19 protein-coding genes are annotated in these 17,497 nt (G+C 65.5%); 12 read left to right on the plus strand and 7 right to left on the minus strand.

What is annotated here, in order from left to right:
• Nucleotides 1-181: 181 nt before the first annotated feature.
• Together fghA and S58_RS11040 are read right to left on the minus strand one after the other, a co-directional pair.
• The gene (gene fghA / locus S58_RS11035; protein ID WP_015665378.1) at nt 182-1,027 is read right to left on the minus strand and encodes an S-formylglutathione hydrolase; all 846 of its coding nucleotides are present in this window, start codon (nt 1,025-1,027) and stop codon (nt 182-184) included.
• Nucleotides 1,028-1,109: 82 nt separating this feature from the next.
• Nucleotides 1,110-1,730: a response regulator transcription factor gene (locus tag S58_RS11040; protein WP_015665379.1), complete on the minus strand. Its 621-nt coding sequence runs from the start codon at nt 1,728-1,730 to the stop codon at nt 1,110-1,112.
• Nucleotides 1,731-1,883: 153 nt separating this feature from the next.
• On the opposite strand from S58_RS11040, the gene S58_RS11045 reads away from it, so the two are divergent.
• The 4 genes from S58_RS11045 to S58_RS38380 all read left to right on the plus strand — a co-directional run bounded on the left by S58_RS11045 (nt 1,884) and on the right by S58_RS38380 (nt 4,251).
• Complete coding sequence (locus tag S58_RS11045; RefSeq protein WP_015665380.1) at nt 1,884-3,230, plus strand: histidine kinase; 1,347 nt, start codon at nt 1,884-1,886, stop codon at nt 3,228-3,230.
• 103 nt (nt 3,231-3,333) lie between these two features.
• Nucleotides 3,334-3,690 (plus strand): hypothetical protein, encoded by a 357-nt coding sequence (locus S58_RS11050; protein WP_015665381.1) that lies wholly within the window; start codon nt 3,334-3,336, stop codon nt 3,688-3,690.
• Between the two features lie 188 nt (nt 3,691-3,878).
• On the plus strand, nt 3,879-4,067 hold the full coding sequence (locus S58_RS11055) for a DUF2934 domain-containing protein (protein WP_015665382.1): 189 nt from the start codon (nt 3,879-3,881) through the stop codon (nt 4,065-4,067).
• A gap of 28 nt (nt 4,068-4,095) precedes the next feature.
• Nucleotides 4,096-4,251 carry a hypothetical protein gene (locus tag S58_RS38380; protein ID WP_015665383.1) on the plus strand — a complete coding sequence of 52 codons (156 nt, stop codon included), beginning with the start codon at nt 4,096-4,098 and terminating at the stop codon, nt 4,249-4,251.
• Between the two features lie 291 nt (nt 4,252-4,542).
• Here S58_RS38380 and S58_RS38385 read toward each other — a convergent pair whose 3' ends face one another.
• Nucleotides 4,543-4,713 carry a hypothetical protein gene (locus S58_RS38385; RefSeq protein ID WP_015665384.1) on the minus strand — a complete coding sequence of 57 codons (171 nt, stop codon included), beginning with the start codon at nt 4,711-4,713 and terminating at the stop codon, nt 4,543-4,545.
• A 136-nt stretch (nt 4,714-4,849) separates the two neighbouring features.
• Here S58_RS38385 and S58_RS11060 point away from each other — a divergent pair, with 136 nt between their 5' ends.
• Nucleotides 4,850-5,707, plus strand: a complete 858-nt coding sequence (locus S58_RS11060; protein WP_015665385.1) for an SDR family oxidoreductase — start codon at nt 4,850-4,852, stop codon at nt 5,705-5,707.
• Nucleotides 5,708-5,894: 187 nt separating this feature from the next.
• On the opposite strand, the gene S58_RS11065 is transcribed toward S58_RS11060, so the two are convergent.
• Both S58_RS11065 and S58_RS11070 read right to left on the minus strand, forming a co-directional pair.
• Nucleotides 5,895-6,137 carry a (2Fe-2S)-binding protein gene (locus tag S58_RS11065; protein WP_015665386.1) on the minus strand — a complete coding sequence of 81 codons (243 nt, stop codon included), beginning with the start codon at nt 6,135-6,137 and terminating at the stop codon, nt 5,895-5,897.
• Between the two features lie 105 nt (nt 6,138-6,242).
• On the minus strand, nt 6,243-7,085 hold the full coding sequence (locus tag S58_RS11070) for a xanthine dehydrogenase (protein ID WP_173424422.1): 843 nt from the start codon (nt 7,083-7,085) through the stop codon (nt 6,243-6,245).
• Between the two features lie 390 nt (nt 7,086-7,475).
• Here S58_RS11070 and S58_RS11075 point away from each other — a divergent pair, with 390 nt between their 5' ends.
• From S58_RS11075 to S58_RS11105, 7 genes are all read left to right on the plus strand, one after another.
• Nucleotides 7,476-8,324, plus strand: a complete 849-nt coding sequence (locus S58_RS11075) for an SDR family NAD(P)-dependent oxidoreductase (RefSeq protein WP_015665388.1) — start codon at nt 7,476-7,478, stop codon at nt 8,322-8,324.
• Between the two features lie 422 nt (nt 8,325-8,746).
• Nucleotides 8,747-10,486, plus strand: a complete 1,740-nt coding sequence (gene nifA / locus S58_RS11080) for a nif-specific transcriptional activator NifA (protein WP_015665389.1) — start codon at nt 8,747-8,749, stop codon at nt 10,484-10,486.
• A gap of 640 nt (nt 10,487-11,126) precedes the next feature.
• Nucleotides 11,127-11,321, plus strand: coding sequence for a 4Fe-4S dicluster domain-containing protein (locus S58_RS11085; protein WP_006609648.1), 195 nt, complete (start codon nt 11,127-11,129; stop codon nt 11,319-11,321).
• 39 nt (nt 11,322-11,360) lie between these two features.
• Nucleotides 11,361-12,881, plus strand: coding sequence for a Fe-S cluster assembly protein SufB (gene sufB, locus S58_RS11090; RefSeq protein ID WP_015665391.1), 1,521 nt, complete (start codon nt 11,361-11,363; stop codon nt 12,879-12,881).
• Between the two features lie 39 nt (nt 12,882-12,920).
• On the plus strand, nt 12,921-13,682 hold the full coding sequence (gene sufC / locus S58_RS11095; RefSeq protein ID WP_015665392.1) for a Fe-S cluster assembly ATPase SufC: 762 nt from the start codon (nt 12,921-12,923) through the stop codon (nt 13,680-13,682).
• An 18-nt stretch (nt 13,683-13,700) separates the two neighbouring features.
• Entirely contained in the window at nt 13,701-15,026 is a 1,326-nt protein-coding gene (gene sufD, locus S58_RS11100; RefSeq protein ID WP_015665393.1) for a Fe-S cluster assembly protein SufD, read from the plus strand.
• A gap of 3 nt (nt 15,027-15,029) precedes the next feature.
• Nucleotides 15,030-16,271, plus strand: coding sequence for a cysteine desulfurase (locus S58_RS11105; RefSeq protein WP_015665394.1), 1,242 nt, complete (start codon nt 15,030-15,032; stop codon nt 16,269-16,271).
• 265 nt (nt 16,272-16,536) lie between these two features.
• On the opposite strand, the gene S58_RS11110 is transcribed toward S58_RS11105, so the two are convergent.
• Complete coding sequence (locus tag S58_RS11110) at nt 16,537-16,998, minus strand: SufE family protein (protein WP_015665395.1); 462 nt, start codon at nt 16,996-16,998, stop codon at nt 16,537-16,539.
• Nucleotides 16,999-17,011: 13 nt separating this feature from the next.
• Nucleotides 17,012-17,437, minus strand: coding sequence for a response regulator (locus S58_RS11115; RefSeq protein WP_015665396.1), 426 nt, complete (start codon nt 17,435-17,437; stop codon nt 17,012-17,014).
• Between the last annotated feature and the right edge of the window lie 60 nt (nt 17,438-17,497).

A 17,497-nucleotide genomic window follows, 5' to 3' on the forward strand; every position in this document is an offset into this window, starting at 1 on the left:
TGAATTCCGAAAAATCGAAGACGAATCTTTTTCGCCCGCGGACTGGACACGAGTGATCGTCTCGCGCGGCCTGCGAAAATTGCTCTGCGCGCGCACGGGATGATCGGACGGGGGCGACGATCAAATCGCTGCCGCGGGCGCGTGACCGCGCCCGTCGGGCAAATCATGGCCGCAGCTGATATCAGCGTCCGAGCCGCGCCGCGTGCCAGCGCAGATGGTCGGCCATGTAGGTCGAGATGAAGTAGTAGCTGTGGTCGTAGCCGTCCTGCTTGCGCAGCAGCAGCGGAATGTTGGCCTTGTCGCAGGCCGCCTTGAGCAGCTCGGGACGCAGCTGCGGCACGAGGAACTGGTCGGCGGTGCCGACATCGACCAGCAGGTCGGAGACGCGGGCGCCGTCCTCGATCAGCGCCACGGCATCGTGCTTGCGCCACGCCGCCTTGTCGGCACCGAGATAGCCTGATAGCGCCTTCTCGCCCCACGGCACCTGCGACGGCGCGACGATCGGCGAGAACGCGCTGGCGGCGCGATAGCGGTCGGGGTTGCGCAGCGCCACGGTGAGCGCGCCATGGCCGCCCATCGAATGGCCCATCACCGACTGCCGACGCGGATCGACCGGGAAGTTCGCCGCGACCACGCTCGGCAGCTCCTCGGTGACATAGCTCCACATCCGGTAGTTCTTCGCGAACGGTGCCTCGGTGGCGTCGACATAGAAGCCGGCGCCGAGGCCGAAATCATAGGCATTGTTGGGATCGCCGGGCACGCCATCGCCGCGCGGCGAAGTGTCGGGCGCCACGAAGATCAGGCCGAGCTCGGCGCAGGCGGCACGGAACTCGCCCTTCTCGGTGACATTGGCGTGGGTGCAGGTCAGGCCGGACAGATACCAGACCACCGGCAGCTTCGCGCCATCGGCATGCGGCGGCACGAACACCGAGAAGGTCATCTCGGTCTTGGTCTCCTGGCTGGCATGCCGGTAGACGCCCTGGACGCCACCATGGGATTTGTTCTGGGAGACGGTCGTGAGCGTCATGGGATCACCTGTTCGGCAATGATGTCAGGCCGGCGCTGATGTCGCCAACCTGTTTCAGGCTGCGTCGTTCATTCGAGAGAAGTCAAGCGACGCCGTTCTCGATGGCCAAACGCACCAGCTCCCCGGACGTTCTCACGCCGAGCTTCTGGCGGATGATCGAGGAGGTGTTGGCGACGGTCTTGTAGGACGAGTGGATCAGCCAGGCAATCTCGGATAGGCTCTTGCCGGCGCTCAGCAGCCGGAGGATCTCGAGCTCGCGCGAGGTCAGCTTGGCCAGCGGGCTCTGCGCCACGGCCGCGCCCGCGAACGCGATGCTGCGCGCGATCGCCGGCGGCAGATAGCTGCCGCCGCGCGCGACCTCACGGATCGCCTCGGCCAGATCGTTCGGATCGCCGCTCTTGGACACGTAGCCCTTGGCGCCGAGGTCGATCGCCCGCGCCGCGAACACCGGATCGTCGTTCATGCTGAACATGATCAGCCGGGCATTGGCGTCACGCGCCAGGATGCGGCGCGCCAGCTCGAAGCCGGACACGGTCGGCAGGTTGATGTCGACCACGCAGACGTCCGGGCGCTCGGCGACGAAGCTGATCTCGCCGCTCTCCGCATCGGCCGCCTCGAGCAGCACGAGATCGGGATCGCCCGACAGCAAAGCACGGCAGCCGGAGGCCACAATGGGATGATCGTCGACGATCAGTACGCGCATGGCCTTGGGGTCCCGGACTTCCGACTCGCGTCATTATTGCAGTGCATCATGGATGCGTGCAGCGCGATGTTGCATGATGTTGCAATTAGATCGCTGGCGGATTTGTCTGTCAATGTGAGCATGCTGAAACCCGGTGGCTTTGAGGCGGAGAGAATGTGGCAGAATTGGTCGTTGCGGACCCGCATCAACGTGCTGCTCGCTTTGGTGCTGACGCTCGGGCTCGCCATCAACATCGGCCGGCTCGTGCTGGAGGCGGCGCCGCGCGTGCTGGCCGAGGACCAGAGCGTCATCAGGCTGACGCGCGCCTTCATCGAAACCATCATGGACGAGGTCAATGACGCGCCGGACCCGGATGCCCGGCTGAACCGGATCGTCGGCGATCTCGGCCAGCTGCGTCACGTCAGTGTCATCAGGCAGGCGACGCCGGTGCAGCCGCCGCCCCCTCCGGGCGTGGGCCGGGCGGCCCCGGCGTGGTTCATCGCGCTGGTGCATCCCGACAAGACGTCGGTCAGCATGCCCGTCGTCGTGGCCGGCCGGACCGATACCCTGGTGATCACCTCGCATCCCGACGATGAGATCGCCGAGATCTGGGACGGCATCGTCACCCAGCTCGTCGTCGGCTCGCTGGTCGGGCTGGCCTTGTTCGCGATCACGATGCTGGTGGTCGGGCGCGCGCTGGCACCGCTGGCGGATCTGTCGGACGCGATGAGCCGGATCGAGGCCGGCGCCTATGACGCGCGCGTCAAGCCGGGCGGCGCGCCCGAACTCGCCGCACTCTGCGCCAGGCTCAACCATCTCGCCGGCGCCCTCGGCGAGGCCGTGGAGGAGAAGCGCCGGCTCGCCGAGCGCACCGTGTCGCTGCAGGATTTGGAGCGCAAGGAGATCGCGCGCGAGCTGCATGACGAGTTCGGGCCGCATCTGTTCGCGCTGCGCGCGCATGCCAGCGCGCTGATGCGGCTGCCCGAAGGCGGCGCGGTCGATGTCGCCGCGATGCGCCGGCACGGCCAGGCGATCCTCGACCAGGTCAACGCGGTGCAGCAGTTCAACCGCCGCATCCTGGAGCGGCTGCGCCCCGTCGGCCTCGCCGAGCTCGGCCTGCGCGAGGCGCTCGGCGCGCTCGTGCGGCTGTGGCGGGAGTCGCGGCCCGAGGTGGCGATCGAGACCAGCTTCACCGATGCCGTCGTGCGCAGCAACGAGACCGCGGAGCTGACGATCTACCGCGTGGTGCAGGAGGCGCTAACCAACGTGTTCCGCCACGCCGAGGCAAGCGCGGTCGACGTCACCATCGAGCCGCTGCAGCAGACCATGGCGGGCCATCGCCGCAGCTATACGCGGGTGCGTGTCCGCGACGACGGCCGCGGGCTCAGTCCCGGGCACAAGCTCGGCTTCGGCCTCACCGGCATGCGCGAGCGGCTGCTGGCGCTCGGCGGAACGCTGACGGTAGCCTCGACCGGCACGGGTGTCACGATCGAGGCCATGGTGCCGGCGGATGCAGCGTGAGTTCAGCGCTAGGAACCAACGATCCGGCGGCGCATTCAGCGAGCTACTTACGCTTCGCGTGAGCCGCAGTCCGGAGCACGCGCCGGTCGCTTGCGGTGATCACATGACCAGAACCTTGCTTGCGCTGGGCGGCGCAGCCTTGCTGGCGGCGCTGCCGTTCAACACGGCCGTCGCGCGTGACGACGGCCGCTACACCAACTCGCCGCTCAAAGGCTGGTTCGACAGCCTGAGGAGCGGGCGCGGGCCGTGTTGCTCGGATGCGGACGGCTTTGCGGTCTCCGATCCCGACTGGGATATGGAGGGCACGCATTATCGGGTGCGGCTCGACGGCGAATGGATCGTCGTGCCCGACGATGCCGTCATCACCGAGCCCAATCGCGCTGGTCGCACGATGGTGTGGCCCATCAAAGGCTCGCTCGGCACCTCGATCCGCTGCTTCATGCCCGGCAATCTGAGCTGAGCGAGGCCAGCCTGGAGCGGTCGTGGCGCGCAACGCGTGCGCATCATGCGGCGCATGGTCCTGCGCGCCGCCGCGCGCTGGAACTTCGCATGGGCTCCACGATTGCTACCAGATCATGCAGTCGATGTGGCCTGCACGGCCGCTTTCCCATTGCGGACGGTGGGCGTGCACCACGGGCGAGGATCACCATGGAACAGACCGACGACACCCATCTGCAGGAGCGCATCCGCGAGCGCGCCCACACATTGTGGGAGCAGTCCGGACGGCCGGACGGCCGCGAGGATGAGTTCTGGTATCAGGCCGAACGCGAAGTCCGTGAAATGGAGCAGTTGCACGACGAGGCGACGGCGCCGCCGCCGACCATGCTGCCGACCTGAACGTGATCAAACCAGAAAGGATGATCTGATGAGCAAGGAAACGCCGAAGGACGATCCGCGCCAGGAGAGCGACTGGGGATCGATGAAGCAGACCGACAAGCCCTGGGCCGAAAAGCCGGAGAAGGAGCAGCGATCCGAAGCGGCGAAGGACCTGGAGCAGTGGGCAGAGAGCAAGACGCATTGAGGTGAACCGGTTGTTCTCGTCTGCCTCAACGTCGTCATGGCCGGGCTCGTCCCGGCCATCCACGTCGCCCGAAGTCGGGGATCGACGTTGATGCCCGGGCCCGGCAATGACGAGTAGCTCACTGACAGCCATCCTCGGAGCGGAAGACTAGCTCATCGTGTGCGATGGCCCCTGTGGCAAGCGGGGCACGTGAACACCAAGCCGCTTGTCAGACATCGGCTCAGAGCTGCTACCTGGGAAGCGGAGAGATCGGTTGCTTCGGACAGCTGTCATCGGCTGCCATCGACCCGGTCACGCCGTATGCCCGGGATCGACATTGTGCGGCGTCTTCTTCTCACGCAGCGGTGTCATCTTCGCGGGATCCCTCGCGCCCGGCACGCCGGGTGGGCCGAGCTGATCGCGCTGGATGTCGTCCTCGGAGCGGTCGGGCTCGCGCCCGTTGGTCGGGAGATCCTTCGCCATCGTCTGATCCTTTCCTCGCTTCTCATCACGGCAATGCGTGCGATGGCGGACGCGTTCCGTCTGAACGGCGCAGCCGCGGCAGGAACGCCGCCTGTGTCCTGCGATTGAAGCTGCGTCAACCGCCAGGAGAAGCACGATGTCCGATCATCCCGCGCCGCCATTTCCACCGCAGCAGCAAGCCATGCCGGGCACGACCGCAGCCATGCGACCCCGGCCCGATCACGGTGAGACCAGCTACAAGGGCTCGGGCAAACTCAAAGGCATGCGAGCCGTGATCACCGGCGGCGACAGCGGCATCGGCCGCGCGGTCGCGATTGCCTATGCGCGCGAGGGCGCCGACGTCCTCATCGCCTATCTCGAAGAGCATGACGACGCCAGGGAGGTGCAGCAACTGGTCGAGAAGGAGGGACGCAAGGCCGTGCTGATGCCGGGCGACATCCAGAACCCCGCGCATTGCCGGGCCATCATCCAGCGCGCGGTCGACGAGCTCGGCGGCGTCGACATCCTCGTCAACAACGCGGCGCATCAGGCCACCTTCAGCGACATCGGCGACATCTCCGACGAGGAATGGGAGTTGACGTTCCGCACCAACATCCACGCGATGTTCTATCTGACCAAGGCGGCGGTGCCGCACATGAAGCCGGGCAGCGCGATCGTCAATACCGCGTCGGTCAATTCGGACATGCCGAATCCGACGCTGCTCGCCTATGCAACGACCAAGGGCGCCATCCAGAACTTCACGGCGGGGCTCGCACAGATGCTGGCGGAGAAGGGCATCCGCGCCAATGCGGTGGCGCCGGGGCCGATCTGGACGCCGTTGATCCCCTCGACGATGCCCGAGGAGAAGGTGAAGAATTTCGGCCAGCAGGTGCCGATGAAGCGCGCCGGCCAGCCGGCGGAGCTGGCGACGGCCTATGTGATGCTCGCCGATCCCCTGTCGAGCTACACGTCGGGCACGACGGTCGCGGTCACCGGCGGCAAGCCGTTCATCTGAGCATGGGTTCAGCTCGGATTCGAGTGGCGAGTGGGTGAGGGCTGATCTGACAGCGCCTCACCTGGCATCACTTGGACCAGCGGGCGCGCTTCAATTCGGCTGACACGCACCATGCTAGAGTCGCTGGCTTGTCGGATTTGTCAGACATCCGACAGCGCGCGATGCGACATGGCGCGCTGTTTTGTCCTCACGCAAAGGACATCAGCGCGCATGGTGCGGGCTCGGCCTGCACCGGCCATACCGCCGCGGCGGCCGTCTCGCCCTGCCGTTCGTCGAGAATTCGCTTCACCGAGCGTGAGCAGAGGCCGCATTGGACCGAGCAGCCGAGGCAATCATAGACCTGAGCCGGCGAACCGAAGGTGACGTCGGTCGTCGTGACGATGTCGCGAATGGCGGTGTCGCTGATGACGTTGCAGGAACAGATGATCATGGCTGTTGCTCGCTCCTGCCAACGATAAGCAACGGCGATGCCAAGGGGACGTCAGGGGAGAGCCAGAGAACGGCGGCTATTCAGAATCGTTCGAAACGGCCGATATCAGCGGCTGCCGGCCGGTACGGTGGAAGTTGCCCGTAGCCGTCCGATGACGTGCTGACGGATCGCGGTCAGCGTCGCCTGCGCGAGCGCCTGTCCCTGCGCGTCGATGCCGGTCCATTGCGCGTGACGGCCGCGCGAATCGATCTCTGCGAGCGCGATGCCGGCCGGCACGTCGCTGCCGTCGCGCACGACGCCGCGCAGGATGCCGTCATAGGGCGCGATGACGGGAATGCCCGAGAGGTGGCCGACGACAAAGCCCTTGTAGACTCGCGTGCCGATTTCGAGTGGCGTATGCCATCGGCCTTCATGCGGTGAATGCACCAGGCGCTCGGACCCGACGCCGCCGAGTTCGCCGAAATCATCCTTGGCCAGCGTCCAGCCCTCGTGCACGATCTGCCCGAGCCGGTCCGGCCGGGTCTCGATGGCGAGATCGCAATTGGCTGATGGCGAGAAGCCCGGACCGATGCCGACCGAGAGGCGCGTCATGCCGCGCAGATTGGGCGTCAGGTCGCGTGTCTGCATGCGTGCATCGACCAGCACGTCGATGGCGCGGACCGGCAGCAGATCGAGCAGCCCGAGCCAGGTGACCAGGACGTTCCGCGGGGCGGCCAGCGCCTTGAACACGTCCATGGTGTTCTCGATGCGCTCGCCGATCACGTTCTCGATGCGGATCGTGTCGCCGAACAGCGCGTCGTGGAAGGCCATCTTGCGGCGAAGGACCGGCGGATTGGGATCGTGCGACAGCACCACGCAGAAGCCGTCGCGATGCAGATGCACGGCGATCGCGGACGCAATCTCGTTGGTGCCGAGGACCACGGCGAAGCGCAGTGCATTCGTCCCCATGTCCCGGTCCATACGGCGTTGGCGTCCCATGGCTGACAGTCGTGAGACTGGAAAGCCAGATTCCAGTTCTAACAAGCAATCCTGTGAGCAAGAGTCGGACCATCGCGGCGCTTTTCGAAAAGTTCCGCGGTTTGAAGTGCTTGCAATTGGCGCGGAGGAAAGCCGACGCGAGACCTGTCCTGAACCCGCCAATCTGTCGCGAACCCGACAGGAAACGCCGCCTTGTGCGCGGTTTTCGTTGGCCCGGATTCTGCAAAACCGCTGCATGGCCTTCTCGTGCACTGATGCGATCGATCGTGGGGCTCGCCGCCTGGACATGTCGGGCGAATGCAGCAGCCGAAATCTGGCAGCCGGTGATGGCGTATCGGCGCTTGGTCAGGACGGCATGAGGTGAGCCTCGATCTCGACCAGGACGTCCGCGAGCCCGCCGATGACGGGGCTGCGTCCATTGCGTCGTGTCCGTTTCACCGGGACCTGGCGGCGGCCGAGTGGCCCGGGCGTAGCGAGCAGAAGACGCTGGTGCTGACCGGCGGCTCGCGCGGCATCGGACATGCGACGGCCAAACTGTTTTCCGATGCCGGCTGGCGCATTCTCACCTGCTCACGCCAGCCGTTCGACGGCGGGCGCTGCCCCTGGGATTCCGGCGCCGACAATCACGTGCAGTTCGACCTCAGCGACCGCGCGGCGATCCCGCGCGCGATTGCCGAGATCAAGGCGAAGCTCGCCGGCGCGCCGCTGCATGCCCTGATCAACAACGCCGCGATCTCGCCGAAGGCCGAGGATGGCGGCCGGCTCGATTCGCTCGCCACCCCCGTCGAGACCTGGATGACCGTGTTTCACGTCAATTTTCTCGGGCCGATCCTGCTGGCGCGCGGACTGTTCGAGGAGTTGAAGCGCGGGCAGGGCGCTGTCGTGAACGTGACGTCGATCGTCGGCACGCGCGTCCATCCGTTCGCCGGCACGGCCTACGCGACCTCGAAAGCGGCGCTGGCCTGCCTGACCCGCGAGATGGCCCACGACTTCGCCCCGCATGGCATTCGCGTCAACGCCATCGCGCCCGGCGAGATCAAGACCGAGATGGTGTCGCCGGAGACCGAGGCGCGGTTCTCGCCGCTGATTCCGATGCGCCGGATCGGCGCTCCGGAGGAGGTCGCCAAGGTGCTGTTCTTTCTCTGCTCGGATGCGGCGAGCTACGTGACGGGTGAGGAGATTCAGATCAATGGGGGGCAGCACCTCTAGGTTGATCCCGGCGGAGGGATGAGAACACGCCAATGTGAAGAGTCGATGCAAGCGGTTGGCAGTCAAACGGCGAATGCCATGGTGCGGGTGGAAAGTTGGTGTTCAGTTTGACCCTTTGCGATCCCGTCGCAAACAGGGCGCGCCACCCTTGAAACGTAGTCCCGGGACGCCAACACGACATCGTCTGGGCTACGCCTTTTGTCGTATGTATGGCTGTGCAACGCCCACCTTGCGCCGACTGTAAACTAATTTGTTAACATCATGAGAGCCTGCGGTTTTTCTGGTCTTTCTGTTGCACACTACTTCTGCGGCAATGCAGCAAAGTTAGGCACGACAATCATCTGCAGTTAGGGGAGGATGTTAGAACATCTACAATCACGGGCGGCTTCGAGCGAGCCTCCGTGACGATCAGAGAAGCGGCCATGGTCCAAACGGAAACACGTCAGGTCGAAGCGCAGGACGTCCGGTCCCACGCCGCTCCGATCCCGCTGAGCGAGATCGCCCTGACCGGCATTTTCGAAATTTCGAAAATCCTGGCGGCGCCGACGCGGCTTGAAATCACCCTTGCCAATGTCGTCAACCTGCTGCAGTCCTTCATGCAGATGCGCCACGGCGTGGTGTCGCTGCTCGCCGACGACGGCATTCCGGACCTCGCCGTTGGCGCCGGGTGGAGCGAAGGCAGCGACCAGCGCTATCGCGAGCGCCTGCCGCAGAAGGCGATCGACCAGATCGTCGCCACCGCGGTGCCGCTGATCGCCGAGAACGTCGCCGATCATGCGGCGTTCAGCGCTGCCGACGCAGTCACGCTCGGCGCCGGAGCCGATACCCGGGTGTCGTTCCTCGGCGTTCCCATCCGCATCGACCAGCGCGTGGTCGGCACCTTGACGATCGATCGGGTCTGGGATGGCCGCGCCGTGTTCCGGCTGGATTCCGATGTGCGCTTCCTGACGATGGTCGCCAACCTGATCGGCCAGACCATCAAGCTGCATCGCGTCGTGGCGCGCGACCGCGAGCGGCTGATGGCGGAGAGTCACCGGTTGCAGAAGGAGCTGTCCGAGCTGAAGCCTGTGCCGAAGGATCGCAAGAAGGTGCTGGTCGACGGCATCGTCGGCGACAGCCCGGCGCTGCGCGCGCTGCTCGAGAAGATCAACGTCGTCGCCAAGTCGAACGCGCCGGTGCTGCTGCGCGGCGAGTCCGGCACAGGCAAGGAGCTGGTGGCGAAGGCGATCCACGAATTGTCGAACCGCGCCAAGCGGCCTTTCATCAAGATCAACTGCGCGGCGCTGCCCGAAACCGTGCTGGAGTCCGAGCTGTTCGGCCACGAGAAGGGCGCCTTCACCGGCGCGATCAATTCACGCAAGGGCCGCTTCGAGCTGGCCGACAAGGGCACGCTGTTCCTGGACGAGATCGGCGAGATCTCGCCGGCGTTTCAGGCCAAGCTGCTGCGCGTGTTGCAGGAGCAGGAGTTCGAGCGCGTCGGCGGCAACCAGACCATCAAGGTCGACGTCCGCATCGTCACCGCCACCAACCGCAACCTCGAAGAGGCGGTGTCGCGCAATGAGTTCCGCGCCGACCTCTATTACCGGATCAGCGTGGTGCCGATCAAATTGCCGCCGCTGCGCGAGCGGCGCAGCGACATTCCGCAGCTGGCGCGCGAGTTCCTGCGCCGCTTCAATGCCGAGAACGAGCGCGATCTCACCTTCGACGTCAGCGCCATCGAGGTGCTGATGCATTGCGGCTTCCCGGGCAATGTGCGCGAGCTCGAGAACTGCGTGCAGCGGACTGCGACCATGGCGACGGGCTCTGCGATCAGCATGGACGATTTCGCCTGCAGCCGGAACGAATGCATGTCGGCAATCCTGTGGAAGGGCAACACGGTGACGCCGCCGCCACCGCGCGGCCAGCCGATGGTGCCGCTGCCGATCCTCCCGCGCCCCTCGGCGCCGCTCGAGGCTCCCGTCGAGCTGCCGGCGATCGATGGCGATGATCAGGAGTTTTCCGAGAGCATGGACGGCGGACCGGTGCCGGAGCGCGACCGCATCGTGCAGGCGATGGAGCGGTCCGGCTGGGTGCAGGCCAAGGCCGCCCGCCTGCTCGGCCTGACCCCGCGCCAGATCGGCTATGCGCTGAAGAAGCACAACATTGAGGTCAAGCGGTTCTGAGCAGCTTGGCTGGAGGTGCTTCAAGGGCGCGCGGATAGCGCGCCCTTTTTGCGTGAGGCGGCGGGGTCTACGCCAGTGATTCCACTGCCTCGGGTCGTTGGTTTCGACCTTTCGCCGCGTTGACGGCGCGCTCCCCTTTCTCATGCGGCAATCGCGTAGCGATTGTCGGCAAGCGGGGAGGGGGCGGAGGCGGGGGCTACGCCCGCCGAACGATCGTCAGCCCGCTTGTGCGGATGTTACAAAACCTGTTCCGCATGAGCGGAATTTGCATTCCGGCTCTCGATGAGTTCGACGCTCCGCGACGCGTTACTCATGCACTACGATGTGTCATGACTTGCAGGCCGGCTCGCGGCCCCCCCACCCCCGACCCCTCCCCGCTTGCCGACAATCGCTGCGCGATTGCAGCTGGGGGAGGGGAGCTTACCGCCGGCGGGGAGAGAGGTGGGCTCAAACGCGCCAAGGTCCGATGCGCCGCGGGCCTGTCGCACTTGCGACATGCTGTCGGGAGAGCGACAGCTGACCATCCCCGGCGAAGTTTAGAATCCTCCTTAGAAATCAACCAAGTGACCTCTGGCACGGTGCTTGAAAGATACCCCCGTGAATGACGTCGTCCGATGTCGCCGGGATCGGGGAGCTGCACATGACCTACAAGATCATCGCCTCACAATGCACCGTCTGCGGGGCCTGCGAGTTCGAATGCCCGAATGCCGCCATTCGGCTCAAGAACGACATGTACATCATCGACCCGAAGAAGTGCACCGAGTGCGAAGGCCACTTCGACGCGCCGCAGTGCGCGGCCGTCTGTCCGGTGCCGGACACCTGCGTGCCTGCCTGAAGCGGACGCGTGCCGGACATTTTGGAAGCGGAGTGACAGATGGCAGCGGTTCAGGAGACGATCGATCGCGTCAAGGGCATTGACGTCGATCAATATCGCTACGGGTTCGAAACCGTCATCGAGTCCGAGAAGGCCCCCAAGGGACTGTCGGAAGACACCATCCGCTTCATCTCGGCCAAGAAGAACGAGCCGGCCTGGATGCTGGAATGGCGGCTGGAGGCGTATCGCCGCTGGCTGACCATGCAGGAGCCGACCTGGGCGCGGGTCGGCTATCCCAAGATCGACTACCAGGATCTCTATTACTACGCGGCGCCGAAGCCGAAGAAGAAGGTCGCCTCGCTCGACGAGATCGACCCGGAGATCCTGAAGACCTATGAGAAGCTCGGCATTCCTCTGCGCGAGGTCGAGATCCTCGAAGGCGTGGAGCGTCCGGCGGCGGCAGCGGAAACCGATGCCGATGGCGAGCTGGCAGCGCCGCGCAGCAAGATCGCGGTCGATGCCGTGTTCGATTCGGTGTCGGTGGCGACGACGTTCAAGGAGGAGCTGAAGAAGGCCGGCGTGATCTTCATGCCGATTTCCGAGGCGCTGCGCGAGCATCCCGACCTCGTGCAGAAATATCTCGGCACCGTCGTGCCGACCACCGACAACTATTTTGCGACGCTGAATTCGGCGGTGTTCTCCGACGGCTCGTTCGTCTATATCCCGCCGGGCGTCCGCTGCCCGATGGAGCTGTCGACCTACTTCCGCATCAACGAGCGCAACACCGGCCAGTTCGAACGCACGCTGATCATCGCCGACAAGGGCGCCTACGTCTCCTATCTCGAAGGCTGCACGGCGCCGCAGCGTGACGAGAACCAGCTGCATGCCGCGGTCGTCGAGCTGGTCGCGCTCGACGATGCCGAGATCAAATATTCGACGGTGCAGAACTGGTACCCCGGCAATTCGGAAGGCGTCGGCGGCATCTACAATTTCGTCACCAAGCGCGGCGACTGCCGCGGCGCCAATTCCAAGATCTCCTGGACCCAGGTCGAGACCGGCTCCGCCATCACCTGGAAATATCCGAGCTGCATCCTGCGTGGCGACAACTCCAGCGGCGAGTTCTACTCGATCGCGATCTCGAATGGCTTCCAGCAGGTCGATTCGGGAACCAAGATGATCCATCTCGGCAAGAACACGTCGAGCCGGATCATCTCCAAGGGCATCGCCGCCGGCAAGTCGCAGAACACCTATCGCGGCCTGGTCAGTGCGCACCGCAAGGCGTCGGGCGCGCGCAACTTCACCGCCTGCGATTCGCTGCTGATCGGCGACAAATGCGGCGCGCACACCGTGCCCTATATCGAGGCCAAGAATTCCTCGGCGGTGTTCGAGCATGAGGCCACGACGTCGAAGATCTCCGAGGACGTGCTGTTCTACTGCATCCAGCGCGGCCTCAGCCAGGAGGAGGCAGTCGGCCTCGTCGTCAACGGCTTCGTCAAGGACGTGCTGCAGCAGCTGCCGATGGAGTTCGCGGTCGAGGCGCAGAAGCTGATCTCGATCTCGCTCGAAGGCTCGGTCGGATAGGAACGTGTCGCCTCGCGACGAGAACAGAAGGAGTGTTCGATGACGGCCTTGCTCGAAATCAAGGGGCTCCATGCCGAGATCGCCGGCGGGCGCAAGATCATCCAGGGGTTGGATCTCACAGTGAACAAGGGCGAGATCCACGCCATCATGGGCCCGAACGGCGCCGGCAAGTCGACGCTGTCCTATGTGCTCGCGGGCAAGCCCGGCTACGAGATCACGGCCGGCGAGGTCTATCTCAACGGCGAGGATTTGCTGGCGATGGCGGCGGATGAACGCGCCGCCAAGGGCGTGTTCCTCGCCTTCCAATATCCGCTGGAGATCCCCGGCGTGGCCACGCTGACCTTCCTGCGGGCGGCCTTCAACGCCCAGCGCAAGGCGCGCGGCGAGGAGGAGCTGTCGTCGCCGGACCTGATCAAGCGCGTGCGCGAGATCGCCAAGACGCTTAACATTGACGCCGACATGCTGAAGCGGCCGCTCAATGTCGGCTTCTCCGGCGGCGAGAAGAAGCGCAACGAGACGCTTCAGATGGCGCTGCTGCAGCCGTCGCTCTGCGTGCTTGACGAGACGGATTCGGGCCTCGACATCGACGCGCTCAAGGTGGTCGCCAACGGCGTCAACGCGTTGCGCTCGGCCGAGCGCGGCATGATCGTCATCACCCATTATCAGCGGCTGCTCGACTACATCGTGCCGGACATCGTCCATGTGTTCGCGGCCGGCCGCATCGTCCGCACCGGCGCTGCGGACCTCGCGCGCGAGCTCGAGGCGACCGGCTACGCCCAGTACCAGAGCGAAGCGGCGTAAGGGCCGGGGAGCACGAACATGGGCGTCGCGATCCGCAAGACCAAGGCCGAGCTTGGACTGGCCGACCTGTATCAGGGCGCCCGCCGCTATCTGCCGGGCGGCGAGGAGATTACGGCCGTACGTGCGGCGGCGTTCGACCGCTTCAACACGGTGGGGCTGCCGCACCGGCGCGTCGAGGCTTGGCGCTATACCGATCTGCGCACGCAGATGAAGGAAGCCAAGCGGCTCGCGTCGCTGCCGGACGATGCGGCCAAGGCCAGGGCGCGCGAGGCAAAGGACCTGTTCGCCGGCGCCGGCTTCCGCAAGCTTGCCATCGTCGACGGCGCCTTCGTGCCGGAGCTGTCCGACCTCGCTGACCTCGAGCCAGGCCTCACTATCCAGCCGATGGCGGATGCGCTCGCGGCCGACAAGCCGCTGCTGTCGCAGCGTCTTGGCCCGGTGGTGCCGGATGACGATCCGGCGCTCGCGCTCAACACGGCGCTCGCCGCCAACGGCGTCGTGATCCTGGTTGCGCCGGGCACGGCACTGAGCCGGCCGATCCATGTTGCGTTCGTCACGACCAACTGGGTCGCGACCTCGATGTTCACGCGCTCGCAGGTGAACATCGGTGCCGGCGCCAGCGCGACCATCGTCGAGTCGCATCAGGGGCCTGACGGCAGCGACTATCAGGTCAACACCGCAATGCAGCTCGTGGTCGGCGACGAGGCCCGCATCGACCACATCAAAGTCGTCAGCGAAGGCACCAGCGCGCTGCACATCTCCTCGCTGCTCGCCAATATCGGCGCACGCGCGACCTTCAACCAGCTCGGCTTCGTCGCCGGCGGCAGCCTGGTGCGCAATCAGCTGTTCGTGCACATCGCGGGCGAGGGCACCATCGCGGACATCCGCGGCGGCTCGCTGCTGTCGGGCACCCAGCATGCGGACACGACATTGGCGATCGAACACGCTGCCGAGAACTGCCAGAGCCGCGAGACCTTCAAGGCCGTCGTCGGCGATTCCGCCCGGGCGGTGTTCCAGGGCAAGATCACGGTCAACCCCGGCGCGCAGAAGACTGACGCCAAGATGATGTCGCGGGCGCTGCTCTTGTCCGACGAGGCCGAGGCCGACAGCAAGCCGGAGCTGGAGATCTTTGCCGACGACGTCCAGTGCGGTCACGGCACCACGACCGGCGCCATCGATGACGAGCTGCTGTTCTACCTGATGGCGCGCGGTATTCCGCCCAAGGAGGCGAGGGCGCTGCTGATCCAGGCCTTCATCGGCGAGATCATCGAGGGCGCGGCCAATGAGAGCGTGCGGACGGCGCTGACCGAGGCGATGCTGGGCTGGCTCGGACAACGGGAGTAGATGATGCATGCAGCGGTGAACGGAAGCGGCTATGATGTCGGCCGCATCCGTGCGGACTTCCCGATCCTCGGCATGCAGGTGCATGGCAAGCCGCTCGTCTATCTCGACAACGCCGCCTCGGCGCAGAAGCCGCAAGCGGTGCTGGAGCGGATGAACCAGGTCTATACGTCCGAATACGCCAACGTGCATCGCGGGCTGCACTATCTCGCCAACGCCGCCACCGAAGCCTATGAGGGCGCCCGCGCCAAGGTCGCGGCCTTTCTCAATGCCGAAAGCCCCGAACAGATCATCTTCACTCGCGGCGCCACCGAGGCGGTGAACCTGGTCGCGCAGACTTTCGGGCGCGAGCGCATCGGGCCGGGCGACGAGGTCGTGCTCTCGATCATGGAGCACCACGCCAACATCATTCCCTGGCATTTCCTCAGGGAGCGCCAGGGCGCCGTGCTCAAATGGGCTCCCGTGGACGATGCCGGCAACTTCCTGATCGACGAATTCGAGAAGCTGCTCTCGCCGCGCACCAAGATGGTGGCGATGACGCAGATGTCGAACGTGCTCGGTACGGTCGTCCCGGTCAAGGAGGTCATCCGCATCGCGCATGCGCAGGGCATTCCGGTGCTGATCGACGGCTCCCAGGCGGCCGTGCACATGGAGGTCGACGTCCGAGATCTCGATGCCGATTTCTACTGCATCACCGGGCACAAGATCTACGGCCCCACCGGCATCGGCGCGCTCTACGGCAAACGCGAGCTGCTGGCTTCGATGCCGCCGTTCAACGGCGGCGGCGAGATGATCCGCGAGGTGTCGCGCGACTTCGTCACCTATGGCGACCCGCCGCATCGGTTCGAGGCGGGCACGCCGCCGATCGTCGAGGCCGCCGGGCTGGGCGCTGCAATCGACTACGTGGCCTCCATCGGCAAGCAGCGCATCGCGGCGCACGAGCACGATCTCGTCACCTACGCCACCGAGCAGCTGCGCGAGATCAACTCGCTGCGGATCATCGGCACCGCCGCCGACAAAGGCGCCATCGTTTCGTTCGAGATGCAGGGCGCCCACGCCCACGACTTCGCCACCGTCATCGACCGCTCCGGCGTCGCCGTCCGCGCCGGCACCCATTGCGCCATGCCACTGCTGCAGCGCTTCGGCGTGACAGCCACCTGCCGCGCGTCATTTGCGATGTACAACACGCGCGATGAGGTCGATGTCCTCGTGCGCGCGCTGAAGAAGGCGCAGGAGTTCTTTGCGTAGAAGCGGCCTTTCCTACACGTAGATCACGACGAAGCGGCGCCAGTGAATGCGCCCTCTCCCTTTTCAGGAGAGGGCAGCGCCGCTGTCAGCCCTGGACTCACTCGGGCGAGGGGGCGCGTCCGCGAGCGATGATGCTTTGAGTGTGCCGAGAGAACCCCTCACCCGGCAGCCTCCGGCTGCCACCCTCTCCCGCAAGGGGAGAGGGTGCATCGAGGTCGATGCGCGACAGGCGCGATCAATCAAACCAGAAATCAAACAAACAAACCTACGCCGCCGCGGCCAGCGCGGCCTGCGCATCGGCCCTGATGCGGCTCACCATCGAGCGGAAGCCGTTGGAGCGCTGCGGGGTCAGATGCTCGCGGAGGCCGAGCTGCTCGAACAGTGCGATCGGATCCGCGGCCAGGATCTCGGATGCGGTGCGGCCCGACACCATCGCGAGCAGGATCGCGACCAGGCCGCGGACGATGTGGGCGTCGCTGTCGCCGATGAAGTCGAGCGCCGGCGCTGCTGCACTGTGTCGCACCGTGGTGGCGAGCCAGACCTGACTGGTGCAGCCCTGGACCTTGTTGCTGTCGTTGCGGTCGGCGTCGGGGAGGGGCGTCAGGCCGCGGCCGAGCTCGATCACGTAGCGGTAGCGGTCGTCCCAGTCGTCGAGCAAAGCGAAATTCTCGATGATGTCCGCGATGTCGGGCATGCCCCGCGTCGCGGTCTGGGTCATCTTCAACATCGTCCTCTCCTGGTCATCTGCTGATTTCGGTGGGCACCAGCCGCGGCGATTTCGCCAAACCCGGTTCCGTACCGCGCCTTGCGTACACCGACTCCACCGCGTGCGTGACGCCATCGAAGGTGATCGGCTTGGCGATGATGGCTTCGGCCCCCTGGCGCAGGCCGGCCAAGGCCAGCGGAGCCTTCACCGAATCCGCAACGACGACGATGCCGGCGCGATTGAGCTTCCGGGCGAGCATGGCGACCGTCTCGGCGCCGTCATCCGCGATCAGGCTGGATCCGACGAGCACGACGTCGGGCGCCGAGCGGGCGGCCTTCGTCAGCGCGTCGGCGGGTTCCGCGAAGGTGAAGGTCTCATGACGCTCACTGAGGATATAGCCGAGCGCAGAGCGGACCACCTGATCGGCTTCAATGACAAAGACGCGCGCCTTGCTCGACATCGAAATAACTCCTGCTGCCCGCTCGAAAACGGGTTTGATTTATATCAAGCAAACTCCGTA

Source organism: Bradyrhizobium oligotrophicum S58, assembly GCF_000344805.1.
Lineage (GTDB): Bacteria > Pseudomonadota > Alphaproteobacteria > Rhizobiales > Xanthobacteraceae > Bradyrhizobium > Bradyrhizobium oligotrophicum.